The organism is Pseudomonas sp. B21-009 (genome assembly GCF_024749345.1).
Taxonomy (GTDB): Bacteria; Pseudomonadota; Gammaproteobacteria; order Pseudomonadales; family Pseudomonadaceae; genus Aquipseudomonas.
On sequence record NZ_CP087199.1, the window covers coordinates 3,161,407 to 3,180,868 of the forward strand.

Below are 19,462 nucleotides of genomic sequence, written 5' to 3' on the forward strand. Positions count from 1 at the left end.
TCACTGCCCCTGTATGCGGACGATCGGCGCCACTCGGTACTGGCCCGAAAGCAAGGCTGGCCCCGGGTTGTAGCAGCGCAGGTTGAGGTTGAAGTAGCCGCTGTGCGAAGGCAGCCAGTTCCCCGCGAACGGCGGCGCAACCGGCGCCTTGCCAATGAACACCGAGGTCGAGCCATCGGCATTGGCCTGCAACTGGTGATACAGCGAATTGACCGTGTACTTGTCCTGCGGGTTGTCGGTCAGGCGGCCCTGGTCGTCGTAGTAGCTGATCGACCAGAAGGCTTCAACCGGCGGCAACTGCCCGGCTTCAAAGCGGATTTCATACTGGTTGTCGCCATGCAGCAGGTTGCCTTCGCAATCCGTCCAGGCCATGAAGTACAGGCTTTCTTCCGCTACGTTGGCCCAGATGCCGTGCAACGACACCAGCGCACGCAGGATGTAGTCATGGCCGTAGTTGCCGATCGCCCCCGGCAACTTCCAGCCGTTGTTCAGCTCGCCGCGCTCGAACACCTTGCCTTGCAGGATCGCCGTGGCTTGCACCACCGCGCGCGCCAGGCCTTCGCGCACTGCAGGTGCCAGGCTCTGGTGGGCGAAGCCGTTTTCAACGCTGATACCGACGTCGGCCATCAGCCCGAGCAACATGCCTTCGCTGGCGCTGGGCGGGACAAACTTGAGCACCGCGCCCAGCTCTTCGAAGAACGCCAGCTCCGCCGGGCAACTGGAATCGCCCGCGCGCAGCGGCGCACAAGACCCCGGGGTAACCTGCGCGAGGTCAAAGCCCGGGTGGTCGGCGCCGTGCAGCGGTGTCAGGCGCAGGCCGTCCTGCAGGGCGTTAACCGCGCTCAGGTCTTCATGATCGCCCGCGGCAATGCGCCCGACCACATACAGAAAGTCGCTGTCGCTGTAGATCACCGTGGCCTGCGCCGGCACCCGATGCTGATCGCGACGGTTGGCAATCACCACGCTGGGCAGTTGTCGGCCATAGGTGCGGGTGCCGAGGTTGGCCAGGGTCTCCATGTACGGATCGAGCACCTGCAGGCCGTACCAGCGCTCCTGGAAATCTGGCGCCGTGAGTACCAGCGGGCCCTGGTGCAAATCCAGTACCGCGGTTGAATAGAGAAAATCGGTGGCCGAGTTGACGAACTTGCTCGACGCCCGGGTCGACAGGCTACGCATATGCTGGAAGGCGTTGATCGCCTGCCCCTGCGCTTGCGCGCCGTGGCCGACCACCTTGCCCAGGCGATATTTCCAGCACTCGACGATCGGCAGCCCCCAGACCACCAGTTGCACACCGACACTGAACGCCCAGTCCTGCTGACCCTGGGCAACCGTTTGGTGGATATCTTCAGCCATGCTCATGAACACACTTCCTGCGCTATAGAGGGGTGAGCCTGTGGCCCACGCGGACATTGACGGGTGAACCAGGGCACTCAGTAGTTCATGTCGCAGGACCAGTCGCGGCTGTTATCGACGACGATGTCGGGCGGCAGGCTGTATTTCATTTTTTCCAGGGCAAAGCCCCAGTTGGCCTCGATGGCCCGGGCCTGTTGCTCGCTGTAGGTGTATTTGTTCTTTTTGTAGCCGGCGATCGATGCCAGGTAGGCCTCGATGTCCTTGAGCACGGCAGGCTCGAGCGGCAGGTCGAGGGTCTGGTAGATACGCTTGACTTCGTTGAGCGGGTCTTCGTCAAAGTCCTCGTAACTCACCTCGACCAGGTTGCCCGGCGGCACCAGGTCGCGCGCATCCCAGTAGGCATTCATGATCTTCCCGTACAGGCTGTAGCAGAGCTCGGAAAAGTCCTCGTTGGTGAACTCCTGCAGGGCCATTTCCTCGGCTTCCTTGACGAAGTCATGCAGCGCCGACACATAAATGTTGTAGGGGTTGCGCGAGATGTGGATGAACTTGGCGTTGGGATAGAGCTTGAGCAGCATCGGAATCCGTGCGGTGTTGTAGGGGTTCTTCAGCACCAGGCGCTTGCCGTTGGCCAGGAACGAGGCCTTCTTGATCACCTGCTGGTAGACCTTTTCCCAGTTCGCCACCTCGTCGGGGCTGGTCTGGAACAGCACGTACTTGTCGAAACTTTCGCGGATGGTGCGCGGAAAGTGGTTGCAGTGGTGCGAGGTGGTCATCAGGCACGAGAGGCTGAATTCTTCCTCCTGAGGCAGGTCGACGCCGATCTTCATGTTGTCCATCATCCGCTGCGCCGGCAGCAGGCTGGCAACCATGCGTTTGAGCAGCTTGTGGCGGCTGAGGATCACCGCGCAGGTAGGGAAAATTGCCTGCAGGGTGGTCAGGTAGCCCAGGCGCTTGTCCTGGCTGATGACGTTGTGCAAATGGGTGGTGCCGCTGCGCCAGTGGCCGAGGATGAAGATCGGGTCTTCCTGCAGGCGACTGCGCTCGATGGCCTTGTTGAACCGCAGGGTTTCCACCAGGCGCAGCGGCAAGGTCAGCGCCGTGCCGCACAGTGTCAGGGTGAAGGTCGCCAGCTTGTCGCGGCTGACGCCGCCATGCTTGATGACATTGCGGATCAGGTTGCTGGCACTGCCGCCGATGTACGGATGCACCGACAGCTTGCCTTGTTTCTTATCGCTCATGATGACTCCCTTGTTTTTATAGTTATGCGCAGACACGCTCAGCCTTCGCGCTGTTGCGCGCTGGCCTGCGGTGCATCGAGCAGGTCCATTTCCATCAGGGTTTGCAGGGTGGCGGCGACCGCCTTGTCCAGCTCCGCGGCGCTGAGCTGGGAGTGGATCGAATAGCGCACCACACCCATGCCCGCCGGGATTGCCGGCTGCAGGAACACCGAGGTCAACACCCCGCGCTGCTGCAACTTGCCGTAGAACACGCAGGCTTGCTGTTCGTCGTCGAAAAACAGCGAGACGATCTGGCACTGGCTGTCGCCCACCGCCACCCCGGCCTCCTGCAACTGGCGGCGAAACTCGCTGGCGTTGTCCAGGCAGCGCCGGGCGCGCTCGGGTTGGTGCATGATGATGTTCAGCGCAGCCAGGTGCCCCGCCGCCGAGACACTGGAAGTGGCTGAGCTGAAAATCACCGAGCGACAGCCGGCGCGCACCAGCTGCATGGCTTGGGCATTGCCGGCAATCAGCCCGCCGTGCCCGCCCAGCGCCTTGTTCAGGCTCACCGTGCGAAAGTGCACGCGTTCGGCCAGGCCCAGTTCCACCGCCAGCCCGCCGCCATTGCCGAACATGCCGAAGGAATGCGCCTCGTCGAGCACCAGCAGGCACTCATGGGCTTCGCAGATTTCCAGGTAGCGGCGGATGTCGCCGATCGAGCCGTCGGTGCTGTACACCGCATCGATGACGACGATGCCCGGGCCGTTCTTCTCCAGCCGGCGCAGCAGATCGTCGGTGTCGTTGTGTTCGATGACGATCTTCTTGCCCAGCGACAACTTGATGCCGTCATACAGCGACGCATGGGCATGCCTGTCGATGTACACCGGCTTGAACAGCGGCGTGATCGCCTCGAGCAGGCCGACGTTGGCGGCCCAGCCGGAGGTGGTCAGAATCGCGTCGTCGGCGCGCATGCAGCGGGCCATCTGCGCGCGGAACGCTTCGCACTCATCGGCGCTGCCGCCAAAGATGCTCGACATGAACGACTCGTCGCGCAACTGGGCATTGGCCCCGGCGCGGGCGGCACTCACGGCCGGGTGATTGCCCAGGCGCAGGTAGTCGTTCTGGTGCAAGGCGATGTAGCCGCTCAGGTCGCTCGGCTGGCAGAACGGGAACGGGTCGAGGCTGGCGACGAACTCGCAAGCCGGGCGCATGTGCTCGACGTACCAGTCAGGCACGCGCGCCGGGTTAGAAGTGTGCAGGGGTGCGTTCATGGTCAGGCCATCCCGATCATTTTCTTCAGGAACCAGCGTGAACTGCTGGTATAGGGCGCGCGCACCGCATCAAGGAAGTTGATGCGCGACTGGCGGAACACCGGCTTGAAATGGCTGAAGGCCTGGAACCCGCGTTCGCCGTGATAGGCACCGAAACCGCTGTTGCCGACGCCGCCGAACGGCAGCGATTCCTGGGTGTAGTGCAGCAGCGTGTCATTGATGGTCACGCCACCGGCCACTGTGTTTTTGAGCACGTAGTCCTCGACGTTATGGTCGTCGGTGAACACATACAGGGCCAGTGGCCGCGGGCGCTGGTTGATGTAGCCAACGGCGCTGGAAAGCTGCTCGTAAGGCACGACAATCAGCAGCGGGCCGAAGATCTCGTCCTGCATGATCCGCGCATCCTCGGGCGGGTCGATCAACAGCGTCGGCAACAACCTGCGGCTCTGCGCGCAAGACAGCTGCTGCGGGTACACCGGGTGCTGCTGCGCCCCACGGCCAATGGCATCGTCGCAATAACCCTGCAGGCGCTCGAAGTGGCGGCTGTTGATGATGCTGGTGTAATCCGGGCTGTGCAGCGGGTCGGGGTACATGTGCCGGACCTGCGCGCTGAACGCCTCGACGAACTCGGCCTGGCGCGCCTTGGGCACCATCACGTAGTCCGGTGCGGTACAGGTTTGCCCGGCATTGAGCAGCTTGCCGGTCACGATCGACTTGACTGCGCGCCGCATGTCGAAGTGCTCGTCGATGATCACCGGCGACTTGCCGCCCAGCTCCAGGGTCAGCGGCGTGAGGTTGGCCGCCGCGGCCGCCATCACCTGCTTGCCGACCGAAGTGCTGCCGGTAAACAGCAGGTGGTTGAAGGCAAGTTCAGTAAACTGCCGGGCCAGTTGCTGGTCGCCTTCGACCACGCACACGTGCGACGGCTTGAACGCCTTGGCCAGCATCACCTGCAGCAGGCGGCCGACCGCGGGCGCCATTTCGCTGGGCTTGATCATTACCCGGTTGCCGGCGGCCAATGCGGCGATCAGCGGCTTGATCACCAGGCCAAACGGGTAGTTCCACGGCGACATGACTCCCACTACCCCCAGCGGCTGCGGCATCACCCAGGCGCGGGCGGGCTTGAAGTTGATGTCCACCGCACAGCGCCGGCGTTTCATCCAGCGCTTCAGATGACGCTTGGCGTAGGTGCAGGCCTTGAGGCTGCCGACGATCTCGGCCATCAGCGTTTCTTCTTCGCAGCGGTGGCCGAAGTCCTTGTCCAGCGCCGCCTGGATCTGCGGGATGTGGCTGCGCACCAGTTGCTCGAGGTCGTCCAGCGCGCGCAGGCGCTCCTCAAGGCTGGGCATCGGCTGTTCGAGAAAGGCTGCCGTCTGTTGCTCGAAAATCGCCTGCAGCGCCGAGGCTGGCACCTGTGGCTGATCACTCAAGGACACAGGGCGCACCTGGGCCGGGTCGGCAACACTGGAAATCGAATGGTTCATGTCCATCACCTGCCTTCAGTTACTCAGCCAGAGAAAGGGGTTGCTTGATCGGTGCCAGCCGGTGCCCGGGCACCAGTGCCGGCGCCTGGGCTTCATGGCGGGTCTTTCTCGACAGCCAGACTTTCTTGTAGCGATAGAACGGCGCGCCGGGGTACAGGTGGTGCGACAGGTGATAGTTCTGGCCGACGAACAACGGGAAGAACAGCCAGTCCATACCGACCCGGTTGTTGGTCGCCTGGTACTTGTTGTCGTGCGCCTTGGTGGCGTGGGGAAAGTGCGGCAGGTAGTCGAAGGTGATCGCCAGGAAGAACTGCGCGACCCGGGTCGGCAGCAGGTACAGCACCAGGAACGGTACGATCCAGCCCATCAGGCAGACTGTCACCACCACCGCCACGGCAAATAGCCAGGCCAGCCAGAACTCGACCTTCTCGGCGGTCGGCCGGGACTGATAAGAGCCGTTGCGAAAGTAAGTGGTGATGTAGGCACTGTCCATCATCAGCCAGCGCAGCGGCAGGGTCCAGGTGCGGCCGCCACCGCAGGAATAATCCGGGTCCAGGCGCGGATCATTGGTGTGATGGTGGTGGGCCATGTGCAGGAAGCGGTAAGTGCGCAAGAACGGCGTCAGGGTCACTAGCAGGAACCCCAGGCGGCCAATGACGTCATTGGCAAAGCGGTTGGCGCAGATCAGCCCGTGGGACGCTTCGTGCAACACGGTGTAGGCCAGGTACGAACACAAGGTGTTGATGACGAATGCCCAGCCCATGGCCAGGCGGTCGCTGACCGCCAGCGCCGTGGACAGGATGAAGGCCAGCATGATCACCACGAACAGGATGATGGTCGGCCAGGCGAAGCGCGGGCGGGTCATCAGGCGGCGAAACTCGTCCTCGCAATCGACGCGCGCGCCGTGCTGCGGTACTGGGTTCATGGTTCAGCCCTCGTGAACGTGGAAAGGTGGTTGCTGAGTTCGTCGATCGACGGGTAGTCGTAGACCAGGGCAGGATCGAGCTCGCGCTCAAGCCATTCACCGAGCTCACCGATCATGCCCACGGCATCGCGCGAGGCGACCCCGTACTCATCGAACGCCAGGGCGCTGTCGACCTGCGCCAGGTCAAGCTTGAGCAGGCTTGCCAGGTGTTCGCGCAGCCATTGGGCGATCTGTTGCTGGCTCATGACGTCACCTCCCTGGTGCCCTGGTGGTTGAGCTCGAACGGCGAGACCACCGCCTGCAACTGCCCGTCCAGGTACAGGCTGCGGCACTGCGCGCGCTGCAACTTGCCACTGGAGGTCAAGGGCAAGCGGCTGCTGACGAACAACAGCTCATCCAGGGCCACACCATGGGCACGCGACACTGCCGCGCTGATCGCCCGGCTGGTCTGCTCGACCGAGAAGATCTGCGCCTGGCTCTTGTGCAGCGAGATCACCACCACCAGTTGCTCGCGCTCGTCGCGATCGACGGAAAACGCCGCGATGGAAAAGGCATTGGCGATGCTGATGCTCAGCTCGGCGAGGGTGCTTTCGATGGTCTGTTCAAGGTCGTGGGGGTAGTGATTTTTGCCATCGATGATGATCAGATCCTTGCGCCGGCCGGTGACGAACAGCTCGCCCTGGTGCATGAAGCCCAGGTCGCCGGTGCGCAGGAAGCGCCGCTGCGGCTCGCCTTCAAGGGTTGCCTGCAGCACCTCCTGGGACAGTTGCGGGCGGTTGCGATAGCCGCCACTGACGCTCGGGCTGCTGACCCAGATTTCACCGACCAGATCGTCCGCCAGTGCCACGCAGCGCTGCGGGTCGACCACGCGTACCTGGCAGCTTTGCGCCGGTACCCCGGAGCTGACGAAGTGAATGCTCTGTGGCCCGGCGTGCTGTGCGTCGACCAGCACCGCGCGGTCGAGGTTGAGCTGCGCTTTGTCCAGGGTCAGGGTCAGCGGCGTGACGCCTTGCGGCACGCCGGTGACGAACAGCGTGCTTTCGGCCATGCCATAGCAGGGGCAATACGCCTGCGCCCGGAAGCCACTGTCGGCAAAGGCTTCGGCAAAGCGCTCGAGGGTGCCCTTGCGCACCGGTTCGGCGCCGCTGTAGGCGACCGTCCAGCTGCTCAGGTCCAACTGCTGGCGTTGCTCTGGCGTGGTGCGCTGCAGGCACAGGTCGTAGGCGAAGTTCGGTGCGCCACTGGTGGTTGCGCGGTAGCGGGAGATCGCCTCCAGCCAGCGCAACGGGTTGGCGACAAAAGCCAGCGGCGACATAAGGATGCAGCGCACGCCCAGGTAGAACGCCTGCAGCAGGCCGATCAGGCCCAGGTCGTGGAACACCGGCAGCCAGCTGACATACACGGTGTTGTGGTCGTGATTGAGCGACTCGGCAATCATCTGCTCGTTGCTCATCAGGTTGGCGTGAGTGACCACCACGCCCTTGGGAATGCCGGTGGAGCCCGAGGTGTACTGGATGAAGGCAACTGAGTCTGCATCGATGGCCGGCGCCTGCCATTGCCCGGCAAGCGCGGGGTCGGCCTGGTCGACGTCGACCACCTGCACCAGGCCGGTGATGGCCTCATGCGCGAGCAGCGCCGCCAGCGACAGCCGGTCAGTGATCAGCAACTGCGCCCCGGCATCGCTGATGACCCGGCACAAGCGCTCACTGCTTTCGTTTTTTTTCTGCGGGTAGACCGGCACTGCGGCAATGCCGGCATACAGGCAGGCGAAAAACGCCAATACAAACTGCGGCCCGGGTTGCGTGGCGATGATCGCCGCCGGTGGTTGTCGCTCGGTGTCGGCCCTCAGCGCCAGTTGCCGTTGAAGTTCGACCGCCAGTGCCCTGGCGGCGTAATCCAGCTCGGCGAAGGTATAGGTCTTGCCCTCTTCGCGGCCCTTGTCGAGCCACAACAGGTACTGTTTATCGGGTTGTACCCGGGCATGATGACGGGCGAGATCCACCAGCGTTGCAAATACCGATGCAGCGGCCGACGGTTTCACCAGCGAGGTGCTCCGCTCAACGTTCATATTCATGATTAACGGCTCTGGTTCGTTATTATTTTTATACAGCGCACAGCCCTAACTCGCGCGCACTTGCGCGCGACCGACGTGTTATTGAAAACATTGCTATTAGGTGTGACGCGCGAGACTCAACTGCTCAATATCAAACGCTGCGCTTCATTGCGTTCAAGTTTCACGCAATAAAGAACAAAGTAGGGTGTCCCGACAATAATATTGAGCATGATGGTTTTAAGAATTTCCGGCGTTCCGACCAATCGATGCGCAGCGGCATAGGTCAGCAGGGTCAAGCCATAGGGGACAAATGCAGCAATTGGAAAGCGCCAGGGTTTGGGCGTGACGCTAAAGGCAAACTCTACCAGGCCGGCAACCAGGTAGCCGCCAATAAAACTGCCCAGCGCCTGTACCATGGCCGAGGCCATGGCGGTTTCCAGCCCGGCGTTTACATAATAGGCCCAGCCGCCGTAGAGGATGGCCGACAACACCCCGGTTATAAACATTCGCCTGCTTTTACTGCCACGCGCTGTTGTTGTTATTGTTGTGCTCATCTCGAACGGTCTCCGGTGATTGCCAGTAGTAGCCGCGGTCTATCATTAGAAACAAACAAACGTACTGTCAGAGGATCAGAAAGCCCAGGCGCACGCACATCGCCAGGAGCACCAGCCAGCTCAGCATGAACAGCTTGGAGCGTGGCCCGACCTTGTTGTTGGTGACGTGCACCAGGCTCTGCAGCACCCGGCAGGCGACGTAGGCCCAGGCCAGGCCGATGAACACCCAGTCAACCTTGGCCAGGCTGATCAGGGCGACACACAGGAAGTAGAACGGTGGCGTTGACTCCAACAGGTTGTGAAAGCAGCGCTCGGTCTGGCGTACTGCCCGTGGCAGCTTCTCGCCGGTGTCATAGGTCTTGAAGTAAGCGGCACTCAGCGCTCCGGACTTCACGGCACTTTGCCGTCCACGAAACATCAGATACAGCACCACGACGGTCAGCAGGATCATTGCCAGCGCCGGATAAAACATCAGACCTTGATTCATTGCACACACCTTCTTATTGTTGGTTTTCTACAACTTTCCGATGCCCAGCCGCTCGCCCGCCACTACACCGGCGCGCAGGCTGAACAGTTGGCCCTGGGTTCAAGGCCAAATCGACGATAACAGACCGACTACTTTACGGTGGCGTAATACAGCGTAAGAAACATCCCAAACAGTTGTGACTATTCAGGCTACTTCGGCAGCATTGACAGCGATTGCCCGAGACCGTGTCTACTGCATGCAGCAGCAGCGGTTACGCCAGCAATCTGAGCAGGACCGAGACGACAAAAGCCGTGTGGTGATGGGTTTAACTGCAACCCGAATGACGTGGTCGACTCCGTTCGACATATTCGCGCTCCTCGCTTAACTGTTTCCAAAAGTTGCACGGTTCTTTTCGAGCGTCAAGCGAAAAAAAATGCCGCTCATCGCTTTTGGATCCCTTCGCCGGGCACTTGCGCTGTTTACCTGTAAAGAAGTTGTCACACCGGCGTCGAGTAACAAGTCTAGACCGGGCATCACGCCATAAAGAGGGATTGGCGATAACGGCTATTCAAATGAGTTGATATTTTTTAATAAATAACTATCGGTCTTACAGTGACCAAACGGTCACGCTATTTTCCCGCTGAAATTGCAGTTTCAGCGTTGCCCGGATTTACATTTCATTACTGGACGCTTGGGGGTAGCAGACCTAGGATCTTTTCGCTGCCCATAACAATTACAACGCCCAGGGAAGGTTTATCCGCATGCACAGCCCCGTGTTGTCTATGGTATTGCCTGTCAGCCTCATTGCCCTGCTCGCGGCCTGCGACGCCCCTGCCCCGCCTTCGCCCCCTCCCCTCGCCGTGCTGATCGTCCACCCGCAGGCGGCGACCGACCTGGCCGATGCCTACCCGGGGGAAGTGCGAGCACGCTTCGAGCCGGAGCTGGCCTTTCGCATCGATGGCAAGGTCAGCAAGCGCCTGGTCGAGGTTGGCCAGAAGGTGCGCGAGGGCCAGCCACTGGCGCAACTCGACCCGCAAGACCTGCATTTTCAGCTCGACGCCCGCCGCGCCCAGGTGGCCGCCGCCCAGGCCAACCTGCGCCTGGTGCAGGCCGAGCGTGATCGCTACCAGCGGCTGTTGCAGCGCAATATGGTCAGCCATTCGCAATTCGAGAATGTCGACAACGCCTACCGCGCAGGCGAAGCCCAGCTCAGGCAGGCCACCGCGCAATTCAACAGTGCCCGCAACCAGGCCGACTATGCCGTGCTGCGCGCCACTCAAAGCGGGGTGATTGCCCGGCGCATGCTCGAAGTCGGGCAGGTGGTCAGCGCCGGGCGCACGGTGTTCAGCCTGGCCGCCGACGGCGAGCGTGAAGTGCTGATCAACTTGCCGGAGCAAGCCTTCGAGCGTTTTCGCATTGGCCAGCCGGTATCGATCGAGCTGTGGTCGCAACCACAACGGCGCTTCAACGGCCAGATCCGCGAGATGTCACCGTCGGCCGACCCCCGCTCACGGACCTTTGCCGCCCGGGTGACCTTCACCGACAACGCAGTGCCGGTGGAGCTGGGGCAAAGCGCGCGAGTGTTCATCGCCCATGAAGCCAGCGCGACCCTGGCAGTGCCGCTGTCGGCGCTCAGCGCTGAAGCCAACCGGCCGTTTGTGTGGGTGGTCGACCCGCAGCAATCGACCCTGCGCCGTGCCTTCGTCAGCATCGGCAGCTATGGCGAACAGCAGGTCGCGGTGCTGCAGGGGCTGGCGCCGGACGACTGGGTGGTCAGCGCCGGGGTTCAGGTGCTGCGCGAGGGGCAGAAGGTCCAGCCGGTCGATAACCAGAACCGTCAGGTTGCCTTGGCCGGCAAGGAGTAGCCCGGATGAATTTCAACCTGTCTGCCTGGGCGCTGCGCAATCGCCAGATCGTCCTCTATGTGATGTTGCTGATGGCCGTGACCGGCGCCCTGGCCTACACCAAGCTGGGCCAGAGCGAAGACCCGCCCTTCACCTTCAAGGCCATGGTCATCCGTACCCTGTGGCCCGGGGCGAGCGCCGAAGAGGTGGCGCGCCAGGTCACCGAACGGATCGAAAAGAAGCTGATGGAAACCGGCGAGTATGAACGCATCACCTCGTTCTCGCGCCCGGGGGAATCGCAGGTGATCTTCACCGCCAGCCAGACCCTGAACTCGGCGAAACTGCCCGAGCTGTGGTACCAGGTCCGCAAGAAGGTCAGCGATATCCGCCACACCCTGCCCCAGGGCACGCTCGGGCCGTTCTTCAACGATGAATTCGGCACCACCTTCGGCAACATCTATGCCTTGACCGGCCAGGGCTACGACTATGCCGTGCTCAAAGACTACGCCGACCGCATCCAGTTGCAGCTGCAACGGGTCAAGGACGTCAGCAAGGTCGAGCTGCTGGGCCTGCAGGATGAAAAGATCTGGATCGAGTTGTTGAACACCAAGCTGGTCAACCTCGGTTTGAGCCTCGGTGCGGTGCGCCAGGCCCTTGAGGAACAGAACGCGGTGGCCGCCAGCGGTTTCGTCGAGACCCCGACCGACCGCGTGCAATTGCGGGTCAGCGGGCGCTTCGAGACCGTCGAGCAGATCCGTAACTTCCCCCTGCAGGTGGCCGGCAATACCTTTCGCCTGAGTGACGTTGCCGAGGTCAAGCGCGGCTTCAACGACCCGCCGGCGCCGCGCATGCGCTTCATGGGCGAACCGGCGATCGGTCTTGCCGTGTCGATGAAGGCCGGCGGCGACATCCTGGTCCTCGGCCAGGCTCTGCAAGGCGAGTTTGCCCGCCTGCAGCAGCACTTGCCGGCGGGCATGCAACTGCACAAGGTCTCTGACCAGCCGGCGGCGGTAAAGACCGGCGTCGGCGAGTTTGTCCGGGTGCTGAGCGAAGCCCTGGTGATCGTGCTGGTGGTCAGCTTCCTGTCGCTGGGGCTGCGCACCGGCCTGGTCGTGGCCCTGTCGATCCCGCTGGTGCTGGCCATGACCTTTACCGCCATGTACTACCTGGGCATCGGCCTGCACAAGATCTCCCTGGGGGCACTGGTGCTGGCGCTGGGATTGATGGTCGACGACGCAATCATTGCCGTGGAAATGATGGCGATCAAGATGGAGCAAGGCCTCGACCGATTGGCCGCGGCCAGTTACGCCTGGACCAGCACGGCCTTTCCGATGCTCACCGGCACCCTGATCACCGCCGCAGGTTTTCTGCCGATTGCCACCGCGCAGTCGGACACCGGCGAATACACCCGCTCGATCTTCCAGGTGGTGACCCTGGCACTGTTGATGTCGTGGATCGCCGCGGTGGTGTTCGTCCCCTACCTGGGCGCACGGCTGCTACCACAGCGCAGCCACACCGGCGCGCAAGCCCAGGCGCACGGCGCCCAGGCCACTTACGACACGCCCTTCTACCGCCGGGTGCGGGCACTGGTGGCCTGGTGCGTGGACCATCGCAAAACCGTGATCGCCCTGACCCTGGGGTTGTTCGTCGCCTCGATCCTGCTGTTTCGCTTCGTCCCGCAGCAGTTCTTTCCGGCCTCGGGGCGCCTGGAGCTGATGGTAGATATCAAGCTGGCCGAGGGTGCATCGCTGACCGCAACCGAACAACAGGTCCATCGCCTGGAGCGCCTGCTGGCCGAGCATGACGGCATCGACAACTACGTGGCCTATGTCGGCACCGGTTCGCCGCGCTTCTATCTGCCCCTGGACCAGCAACTGGCGGCGGCAAGCTTTGCCCAGTTCGTGGTGCTGGCGAAAACCATCGAGGACCGCGAAGCGCTGCGCCAGTGGCTGGTCGCGACCCTCAATGAACAATTCCCGGCCCTGCGCACACGGGTCTCACGCCTGGAGAACGGGCCGCCGGTGGGCTACCCGGTGCAGTTTCGGGTATCGGGTGAACACATTCAGGAGGTCCGCGCCCTGGCCCGCCAGGTGGCCGACAAAATTCGCGAGAACCCCCATGTGCTCAACGTCCACCTCGACTGGGAAGAGCCAAGCAAGGTGGTGCGCTTGAACATCGACCAGGACCGCGCCCGGGCGCTGGGGGCCAGCACCGCCGACCTGTCGCGGTTCCTCCAGGGCTCGCTGACCGGCGCTGCGGTCAGCCAGTACCGCGAAGACAACGAACTGATCGAGATTCTTGTGCGCGGCAGCGAGCAGGAGCGCCAGCAACTGTCGCAACTGTCCAGCCTGTCGATGCCGACCGCCCAGGGCCATAGCGTCAGCCTGGCGCAGATCGCGATTCTTGAATACGGCTTTGAAGAGGGGGTGATCTGGCACCGCAACCGCCTGCCGACAGTGACCATTCGCGCCGATATCCAGGGCGACCAGCAACCGGTGAGCCTGGTCAAGCAGATCCAGCCGACCCTGGAGCCGATCCGCGCCAGCCTGCCTGACGGCTACCTGCTGGAAGTCGGCGGCACGGTAGAGAACTCGGCGCGCGGCCAGCAGTCGGTGAAGGCTGGCCTGCCGCTGTTCGTGGTGGTGGTGCTGACCCTGTTGATGGTCCAGTTGCGCAGTTTCTCGCGCTCGATCATGGTGTTCCTCACCGCCCCGCTGGGGCTGATCGGCGTCACCCTGTTTCTGCTGATGTTCCAGCAGCCGTTCGGCTTTGTCGCGCTGCTGGGCACCATCGCCCTGTCGGGCATGATCATGCGCAACTCGGTGATCCTGGTCGATCAGATCGAACAGGACATCAAGGCCGGCATGGACCGCTGGCAGGCGATCATCGAGGCCACGGTACGGCGCTTTCGGCCCATCGTGCTGACCGCCCTGGCGGCGGTGCTGGCGATGATTCCGCTGTCGCGCAGCATCTTCTTCGGGCCCATGGCGGTGGCCATCATGGGCGGCCTGATCGTCGCCACCGCCCTCACCCTGTTGTTCCTGCCGGCGCTGTACGCCGCCTGGTGCCGGGTCAAGCGGCCCTAGCCAGGCACGCGCTCGTCGGCAAAAAAGGCCTTGCGCCCATCCACCTGGCTGGAGGCGCGAGGCAGGTTGGCCGCCTCTGCCGTGGGCTTCTCGACATACCAGTAGCAGTGTTTCGCCGCGCGGGTAATGGCCACGTAGGCCAGGCGCAGGACTTCGTCCTTTTGCGCGTTGTCGAACGCCTGGGCATCGCCGCTGCGGCCCAGGCCCGCCTGACGATATACCTGGTTCTTGTACGGCGAATGGGTCAGGTGCTGGCAGTCGCCGAGCATGAACACCGCGTCGGCCTGCAGGCCCTTGGCGCTGTGATAGGTCAGCTGGCGCAGGCGCCGTTGCGCCGCCGGCAAACCGGCTTCGTGGTTGACCAGTGCCTGCAGGTGCTCGGCAATCGCCGCCTTGTCGCTGCTCTTGCGGTACAGCAGCATGACCGATTCGCCGTTGCGGTAGTGCTCCAGCAGGGTTTCGGCCAGGCTCGCCTCGTCGCGCTCGAGCACCTTGACCGGCAGCGGCGCTTCGGCTGCCGGGCCACACGCCCTGGCCTTCTTGCCGCTGATGGCCGGCGCCGATTTAACGATGTGCTCGGCCGCATCGATGATGTGCTGGTGGCTACGGTAGTTGTCGGCGAGCATCACCCGCGTGCTGCTCGGCGCCGGGAACTCCTTGGCAAACTCCATGAAGTACTTGGGCGAACTGCCACGCCAGCCGTAGATCGACTGCCAGTCATCACCCACGCACAAGAGCGACGAATGCTGCGCCACCCGCCCGACCTGCATGGCCGGGCCACGGCGGCGGATCTCGCGCAGGCAGGCGCGCAGCCAGGACACGATCTGCGGCGAGACGTCCTGGAACTCGTCGATCATCAGGTGTGTCAACGGCCGCAACAGCGGGTCGGGCAACAGCTGCAGGTTCTGCGGGTTGTTCTCGCCGAACAGGGCGAACATGCGGTTGTAGCTCATGATCGGCGGCGACTGGCCCAGCAGGTGCGCCTCCAGGGCTTTCCAGTACAGGCCCAGGGCTTCAAAGAACAGGGCGTCGGTGTCGCCGGCCGGGAAGCTCATGGCACCGACCGCCTTGTTGACCTCAAGCCCGAGGTTCTCGATAAAGCCGGCAGCGCCAACAAAGGCATCCAGCAGCGGCGCTGCGCCCAGCTCGCCCTTGACCTTGTAATCAAAGCCCGGCCCGGCCACGGCATCACCGGCCAGGGACGATGTCAGGCGCTTGGCCGCAGCGTAGTTTTCCAGCCAAATCACAGGCTTATCGCAGAAAGCTTGAAACAGGGTGCGCTTGATCACCCACTCCGCCCACACCGGCAGCTTGGCCCCGGGGCGCTTGTACTGCTGGTTTTCCTTGGGGTCGAAACCGAGCACTACGTAAGCGTCCAGCTCAGCGATATGGCCATGGAAATGAAAGCGGCTACCGTTGATTTCGACGGTTTCGCGGCTCGGCTCGATGCCCTTGATCGGCCAGGCACCGGCAGCAAACCACAGGTCTTCGAGGGTGTCGCACAGCTCTTCATCGCGGCTGGCCGACAGCTGGGTCACCGCCACACGCTTTTGCACATCGGGGTGGTCGCGGTCCAGCGCCTTGAGCTGCAGGGCCTCGCGGCGCAGGCCGGCGATCAGCTCGGCAAAGCGCGGGCTGCTGCCCAGCAGGTCGCGGTAACAGAGGTTGAGTTGCTGGCGTTGGGCATCGTTGATACGCAGGTCAAACGGGTTGCTGTCGGCATTGGCTTCGCTGCCGCCGGGCATTTCGCTGCCCAGGGTCTCGAACGCGCGCACCTGGCTGAAACCCGGCAGGCTGCGCACCAGCGGCAGGATACGCGAATGGAAGGTGCGCACCAGTTCGCGCGCCTGCACCGGGCTGAGTTCCAGTTGCCACAGGGCAAAGACCTGGACCAGGCGGTTGATGAAGTCCTTGCGCGATTCGCGAGTGAAGGTCACCACGGTCATGGCGTCCAGCTCGTAGCCCAGGTAATGGCGCAACAGCAAGATGCGCAGTACCAGCGAAGTCGACTTGCCGGCGCCGGCACCGGCGATCACGCAGGTCGACGGCGTGTCGCTGAAGATCATCTTCCACTGCGCCGCGCTCGGCTGGGCGTGGGCTGGCAGGCGCTGGGCGACGTCGGCCTTGAAGCGCTTCTTGAGCTCGGCAGTCAGCGCCAGGCGCCAGTCGTCGAACAGGGCGTCGTCGAGCCCGGGCACGCCATGGCCGTCGGGGCGGGTGTCACGGATCACCAAAACCTGGCGCCCGGCTTCGTAGCCATCAATCCGCCCTTCTTCGTAGCCTTCGCGCAAGCCATCGGCGTGACCGGTGCGCTGACCATTGGCATGGCCCTGGAACCAGGAGTCGCGGTGCTGCGCCTGCAAACGGCTCAGGCCTCGACCCAGCAGGCGCGCAGCGAGGCGCCGCAGCCAAGGCAACTGCGCCGGCGCAATCAACTCCAGGGGTAGCTTGGGACGCTCTTCAGACACACCGACTCCAACAGAATGAAAACCAGCGGCCATGTTCGCTCCATCGGGCAAAAATCACCAGCCGATTACTTGTAGATCAGTGAATTAGGCGATGAAGCGTACAAATTACCGCAGCTCTATATATCGACAAACATGATTATTATCAGTCGAAATTTACGCTTATTTTCGATCATTGATTGATGGATCATTTGTCCCATCCACTCACTTTCGAGGACAACCATCATGCTGCAACTGCGCCCGTTCAAGAGCCTTGGCCATGCCAACCATGGTTGGCTCGACGCCCATCACCACTTCTCGTTCGCCGAGTACCACGACCCGGCGCGCATGCACTGGGGCACCCTGCGGGTCTGGAACGACGACCTGATCGCCGCCGGCAGCGGCTTCCCGCCGCACCCGCACCGCGACATGGAAATCATCACTTATGTACGTGAAGGCGCCATCAGCCACCAGGACAACCTGGGCAATAAGGGCCGTACCGAAGCCGGTGACGTGCAGGTGATGAGTGCTGGCACCGGCATCACCCACAGCGAGTACAACCTGGAGCAGGTCGATGCGCGCATCTTCCAGATCTGGATCATCCCGCAGCGCGTCGGCCAGGCGCCGTCCTGGGGCACCCGGCCGTTCCCCAAAGGCGAGCGCGGCGAAGGCTTCGTGACCCTGGCCAGCGGCCGTGAAGGCGATGAGCAGGCGCTGCAGATTCGTGCCGATGCACGCCTGGTGGCGGCGACCTTGCGCGCCGGGGAAAGCGCCGAATACCGCTTCGAAGCCGGGCGTCGAGGCTACCTGGTGCCGGCCAAGGGCCTGGTTGAAGTCAACGGCGTGAGCGTCGAAGCCCGTGACGGGCTGGCGATCGAGGATGAGCAGGTGCTCAGGGTGATGGCGGTGCAGGACAGCGAGATTGTGCTGGTTGATATCGCGTGAGGGCCATCGCGGGTCAAGTCGGATCGCCGCACCGCCGCTCCTACACCCATCTGTAGGAGCGGGCTTGACCCGCGATGCTGTTAGCGGTCAGGCAATCGCCGCGTCCACCAGTTCCTGGGCTTCGGCCACCAGGCGCTGCAGGTGCGCTTGATCGATGAAGCTTTCGGCGTAGATCTTGTAGATGTCCTCGGTACCCGACGGCCGCGCGGCGAACCAGCCGTTGGCAGTCATCACCTTGAGGCCGCCAATGGCCTGGTTGTTGCCCGGCGCATGGCTGAGGATCTGCTCGATCGGCTCACCGGCGAGCATGGTCGACTTGACCTGTTCGGGTGCCAGCTTGCTCAGCAGGGCCTTTTGCTGCGGGTTGGCCTTGGCCTCGACGCGGGTGGCAAACGGCTCGCCCAGCGCAGCGGTAAGCTCGGCATAGGCCTGGCTCGGGTCGCGGCCGGTGCGCGCGGTGATTTCCGCCGCCAGCAAGGCCGGGATCAGGCCGTCCTTGTCGGTGGTCCAGACGCTGCCGTCCTTGCGCAGGAACGAGGCGCCAGCGCTCTCCTCGCCACCAAAGCCCAGGGAGCCATCGAACAGGCCGTCGGCAAAGAACTTGAAGCCCACCGGCACCTCAAACAGGCGACGGCCCAGGCGCGCGGTGACGCGGTCAATCAGGCCGCTGCTGACCACGGTCTTGCCCACGGCGGCGTCGCTGCGCCACTGGGGACGGTGCTGGAACAGGTAGTCGATGGCCACCGCCAGGTAGTTGTTCGGGGCAAGCAGGCCATTTTTGGTAACGATGCCGTGGCGGTCGTGGTCCGGGTCGCAGGCAAAGGCCACGTCGAAGCGCTCGCGCAGGCCGATCAGGCCCTGCATGGCGTACGGCGAGGATGGGTCCATGCGGATCTGCCCGTCCCAGTCAACCGACATGAAGCGGAAAGTCGGGTCGACCTCGGTGTTGACCACTTCCAGGTTGAGCTTGTAGTGCTCGGCAATCGCCGACCAGTAGCGCACCCCTGCCCCGCCCAGCGGGTCGACGCCCAGGCGCAGGTTGGCGCCGCGGATCACGTCGAAGTCGATGACGTTTTCCAGGTCGGCGACGTAGCTGGCGACATAGTCATGACGGTGGGTGGTGCTGGCCGCCAGCGCCTGCTCATGGGCCATGCGCTTGACGCCGTCGAGGCCCGCTGCCAGCAGGTCGTTGGCCTTGGTCTCGATCCACTTGGTGACATCGCTGTCGGCCGGGCCGCCGTTGGGCGGGTTGTACTTGAAGCCACCGCTTTGCGGCGGGTTGTGCGACGGGGTAATGACAATGCCGTCGGCAAGACCGCTACTGCGCCCGCGGTTGTAGCAGATGATGGCGTGGGACACTGCCGGGGTCGGGGTGTACTCGTCGTCCTTGGACAACATCACCTCAACGCCGTTGGCCGCCAGTACCTGCAGGGCGCTGGCTGCGGCCGGGGTCGACAGCGCATGGGTGTCGGCGCCGATGAACAGCGGACCGTCGATGCCCTTGGCCTGACGGTACAGGCAAATGGCCTGACTGATGGCCAGCACGTGGTTTTCGTTGAAGCTCAGGTCCAGGGAGCTGCCACGGTGCCCGGAGGTGCCGAAGGCCACGCGCTGGGTAGCGATGCGGGCATCGGGCTGGCCGGTGTAGTAGGCGGTCAACAGTTGCGGGATATCCACCAGCACGGAGGCCGGGGCCGGTTTGCCCGCCAAAGGACTGAGCTTCATGCAAAACCTCAAGAAAGGATGTTCAGGGTGATGAAAACGAACAGTTTACTGGCAGTTTGACCAGCAAGCGACCGTGACTATCCCCGCGCCGG

The 19,462-nt window shown here is 63.1% G+C and carries 14 protein-coding genes; 3 read left to right on the forward strand and 11 right to left on the reverse strand.

Annotated elements, in window-relative coordinates:
- From LOY34_RS14505 to LOY34_RS14545, 9 genes are all read right to left on the reverse strand, one after another.
- On the reverse strand, positions 1-1,359 hold the full coding sequence (locus LOY34_RS14505) for a DUF1254 domain-containing protein (RefSeq protein ID WP_176794251.1): 1,359 nt from the start codon (positions 1,357-1,359) through the stop codon (positions 1-3).
- A 71-nt stretch (positions 1,360-1,430) separates the two neighbouring features.
- Entirely contained in the window at positions 1,431-2,594 is a 1,164-nt protein-coding gene (locus LOY34_RS14510) for a sulfotransferase (RefSeq protein ID WP_052676523.1), read from the reverse strand.
- Between the two features lie 38 nt (positions 2,595-2,632).
- Positions 2,633-3,844: an aminotransferase class I/II-fold pyridoxal phosphate-dependent enzyme gene (locus LOY34_RS14515; RefSeq protein WP_052676522.1), complete on the reverse strand. Its 1,212-nt coding sequence runs from the start codon at positions 3,842-3,844 to the stop codon at positions 2,633-2,635.
- Positions 3,845-3,846: 2 nt separating this feature from the next.
- Positions 3,847-5,328 carry a coniferyl aldehyde dehydrogenase gene (locus LOY34_RS14520; protein WP_195884272.1) on the reverse strand — a complete coding sequence of 494 codons (1,482 nt, stop codon included), beginning with the start codon at positions 5,326-5,328 and terminating at the stop codon, positions 3,847-3,849.
- A gap of 19 nt (positions 5,329-5,347) precedes the next feature.
- A complete protein-coding gene (locus LOY34_RS14525; RefSeq protein ID WP_195884273.1) occupies positions 5,348-6,253 on the reverse strand; it encodes a fatty acid desaturase in 906 nt (301 codons plus the stop codon).
- Positions 6,250-6,498 (reverse strand): acyl carrier protein, encoded by a 249-nt coding sequence (locus LOY34_RS14530; protein ID WP_093382114.1) that lies wholly within the window; start codon positions 6,496-6,498, stop codon positions 6,250-6,252. Before LOY34_RS14530 ends, LOY34_RS14525 begins: the two co-directional genes overlap by 4 nt.
- Entirely contained in the window at positions 6,495-8,327 is a 1,833-nt protein-coding gene (locus tag LOY34_RS14535; protein WP_195884274.1) for a fatty acyl-AMP ligase, read from the reverse strand. The genes LOY34_RS14530 and LOY34_RS14535 overlap by 4 nt, the downstream gene beginning before the upstream one ends.
- 116 nt (positions 8,328-8,443) lie before the next feature.
- Positions 8,444-8,860 carry a hypothetical protein gene (locus LOY34_RS14540; protein ID WP_195884275.1) on the reverse strand — a complete coding sequence of 139 codons (417 nt, stop codon included), beginning with the start codon at positions 8,858-8,860 and terminating at the stop codon, positions 8,444-8,446.
- Between the two features lie 67 nt (positions 8,861-8,927).
- Positions 8,928-9,347: an MAPEG family protein gene (locus LOY34_RS14545; RefSeq protein ID WP_045198192.1), complete on the reverse strand. Its 420-nt coding sequence runs from the start codon at positions 9,345-9,347 to the stop codon at positions 8,928-8,930.
- Positions 9,348-10,087: 740 nt separating this feature from the next.
- Between LOY34_RS14545 and LOY34_RS14550 the strand changes: the two genes are divergently transcribed.
- Both LOY34_RS14550 and LOY34_RS14555 read left to right on the forward strand, forming a co-directional pair.
- Positions 10,088-11,191, forward strand: a complete 1,104-nt coding sequence (locus LOY34_RS14550; protein WP_309475817.1) for an efflux RND transporter periplasmic adaptor subunit — start codon at positions 10,088-10,090, stop codon at positions 11,189-11,191.
- A 5-nt stretch (positions 11,192-11,196) separates the two neighbouring features.
- Positions 11,197-14,256, forward strand: coding sequence for an efflux RND transporter permease subunit (locus tag LOY34_RS14555; protein WP_195884276.1), 3,060 nt, complete (start codon positions 11,197-11,199; stop codon positions 14,254-14,256).
- Here LOY34_RS14555 and LOY34_RS14560 read toward each other — a convergent pair.
- On the reverse strand, positions 14,253-16,757 hold the full coding sequence (locus LOY34_RS14560) for a UvrD-helicase domain-containing protein (RefSeq protein ID WP_195884277.1): 2,505 nt from the start codon (positions 16,755-16,757) through the stop codon (positions 14,253-14,255). The genes LOY34_RS14555 and LOY34_RS14560 overlap by 4 nt on opposite strands.
- 189 nt (positions 16,758-16,946) lie before the next feature.
- On the opposite strand from LOY34_RS14560, the gene LOY34_RS14565 reads away from it, so the two are divergent.
- Positions 16,947-17,645, forward strand: a complete 699-nt coding sequence (locus LOY34_RS14565) for a pirin family protein (RefSeq protein WP_093382094.1) — start codon at positions 16,947-16,949, stop codon at positions 17,643-17,645.
- Positions 17,646-17,732: 87 nt separating this feature from the next.
- Here LOY34_RS14565 and pgm read toward each other — a convergent pair whose 3' ends face one another.
- Positions 17,733-19,370: a phosphoglucomutase (alpha-D-glucose-1,6-bisphosphate-dependent) gene (pgm, locus tag LOY34_RS14570; protein ID WP_195884278.1), complete on the reverse strand. Its 1,638-nt coding sequence runs from the start codon at positions 19,368-19,370 to the stop codon at positions 17,733-17,735.
- Positions 19,371-19,462: the final 92 nt, after the last annotated feature.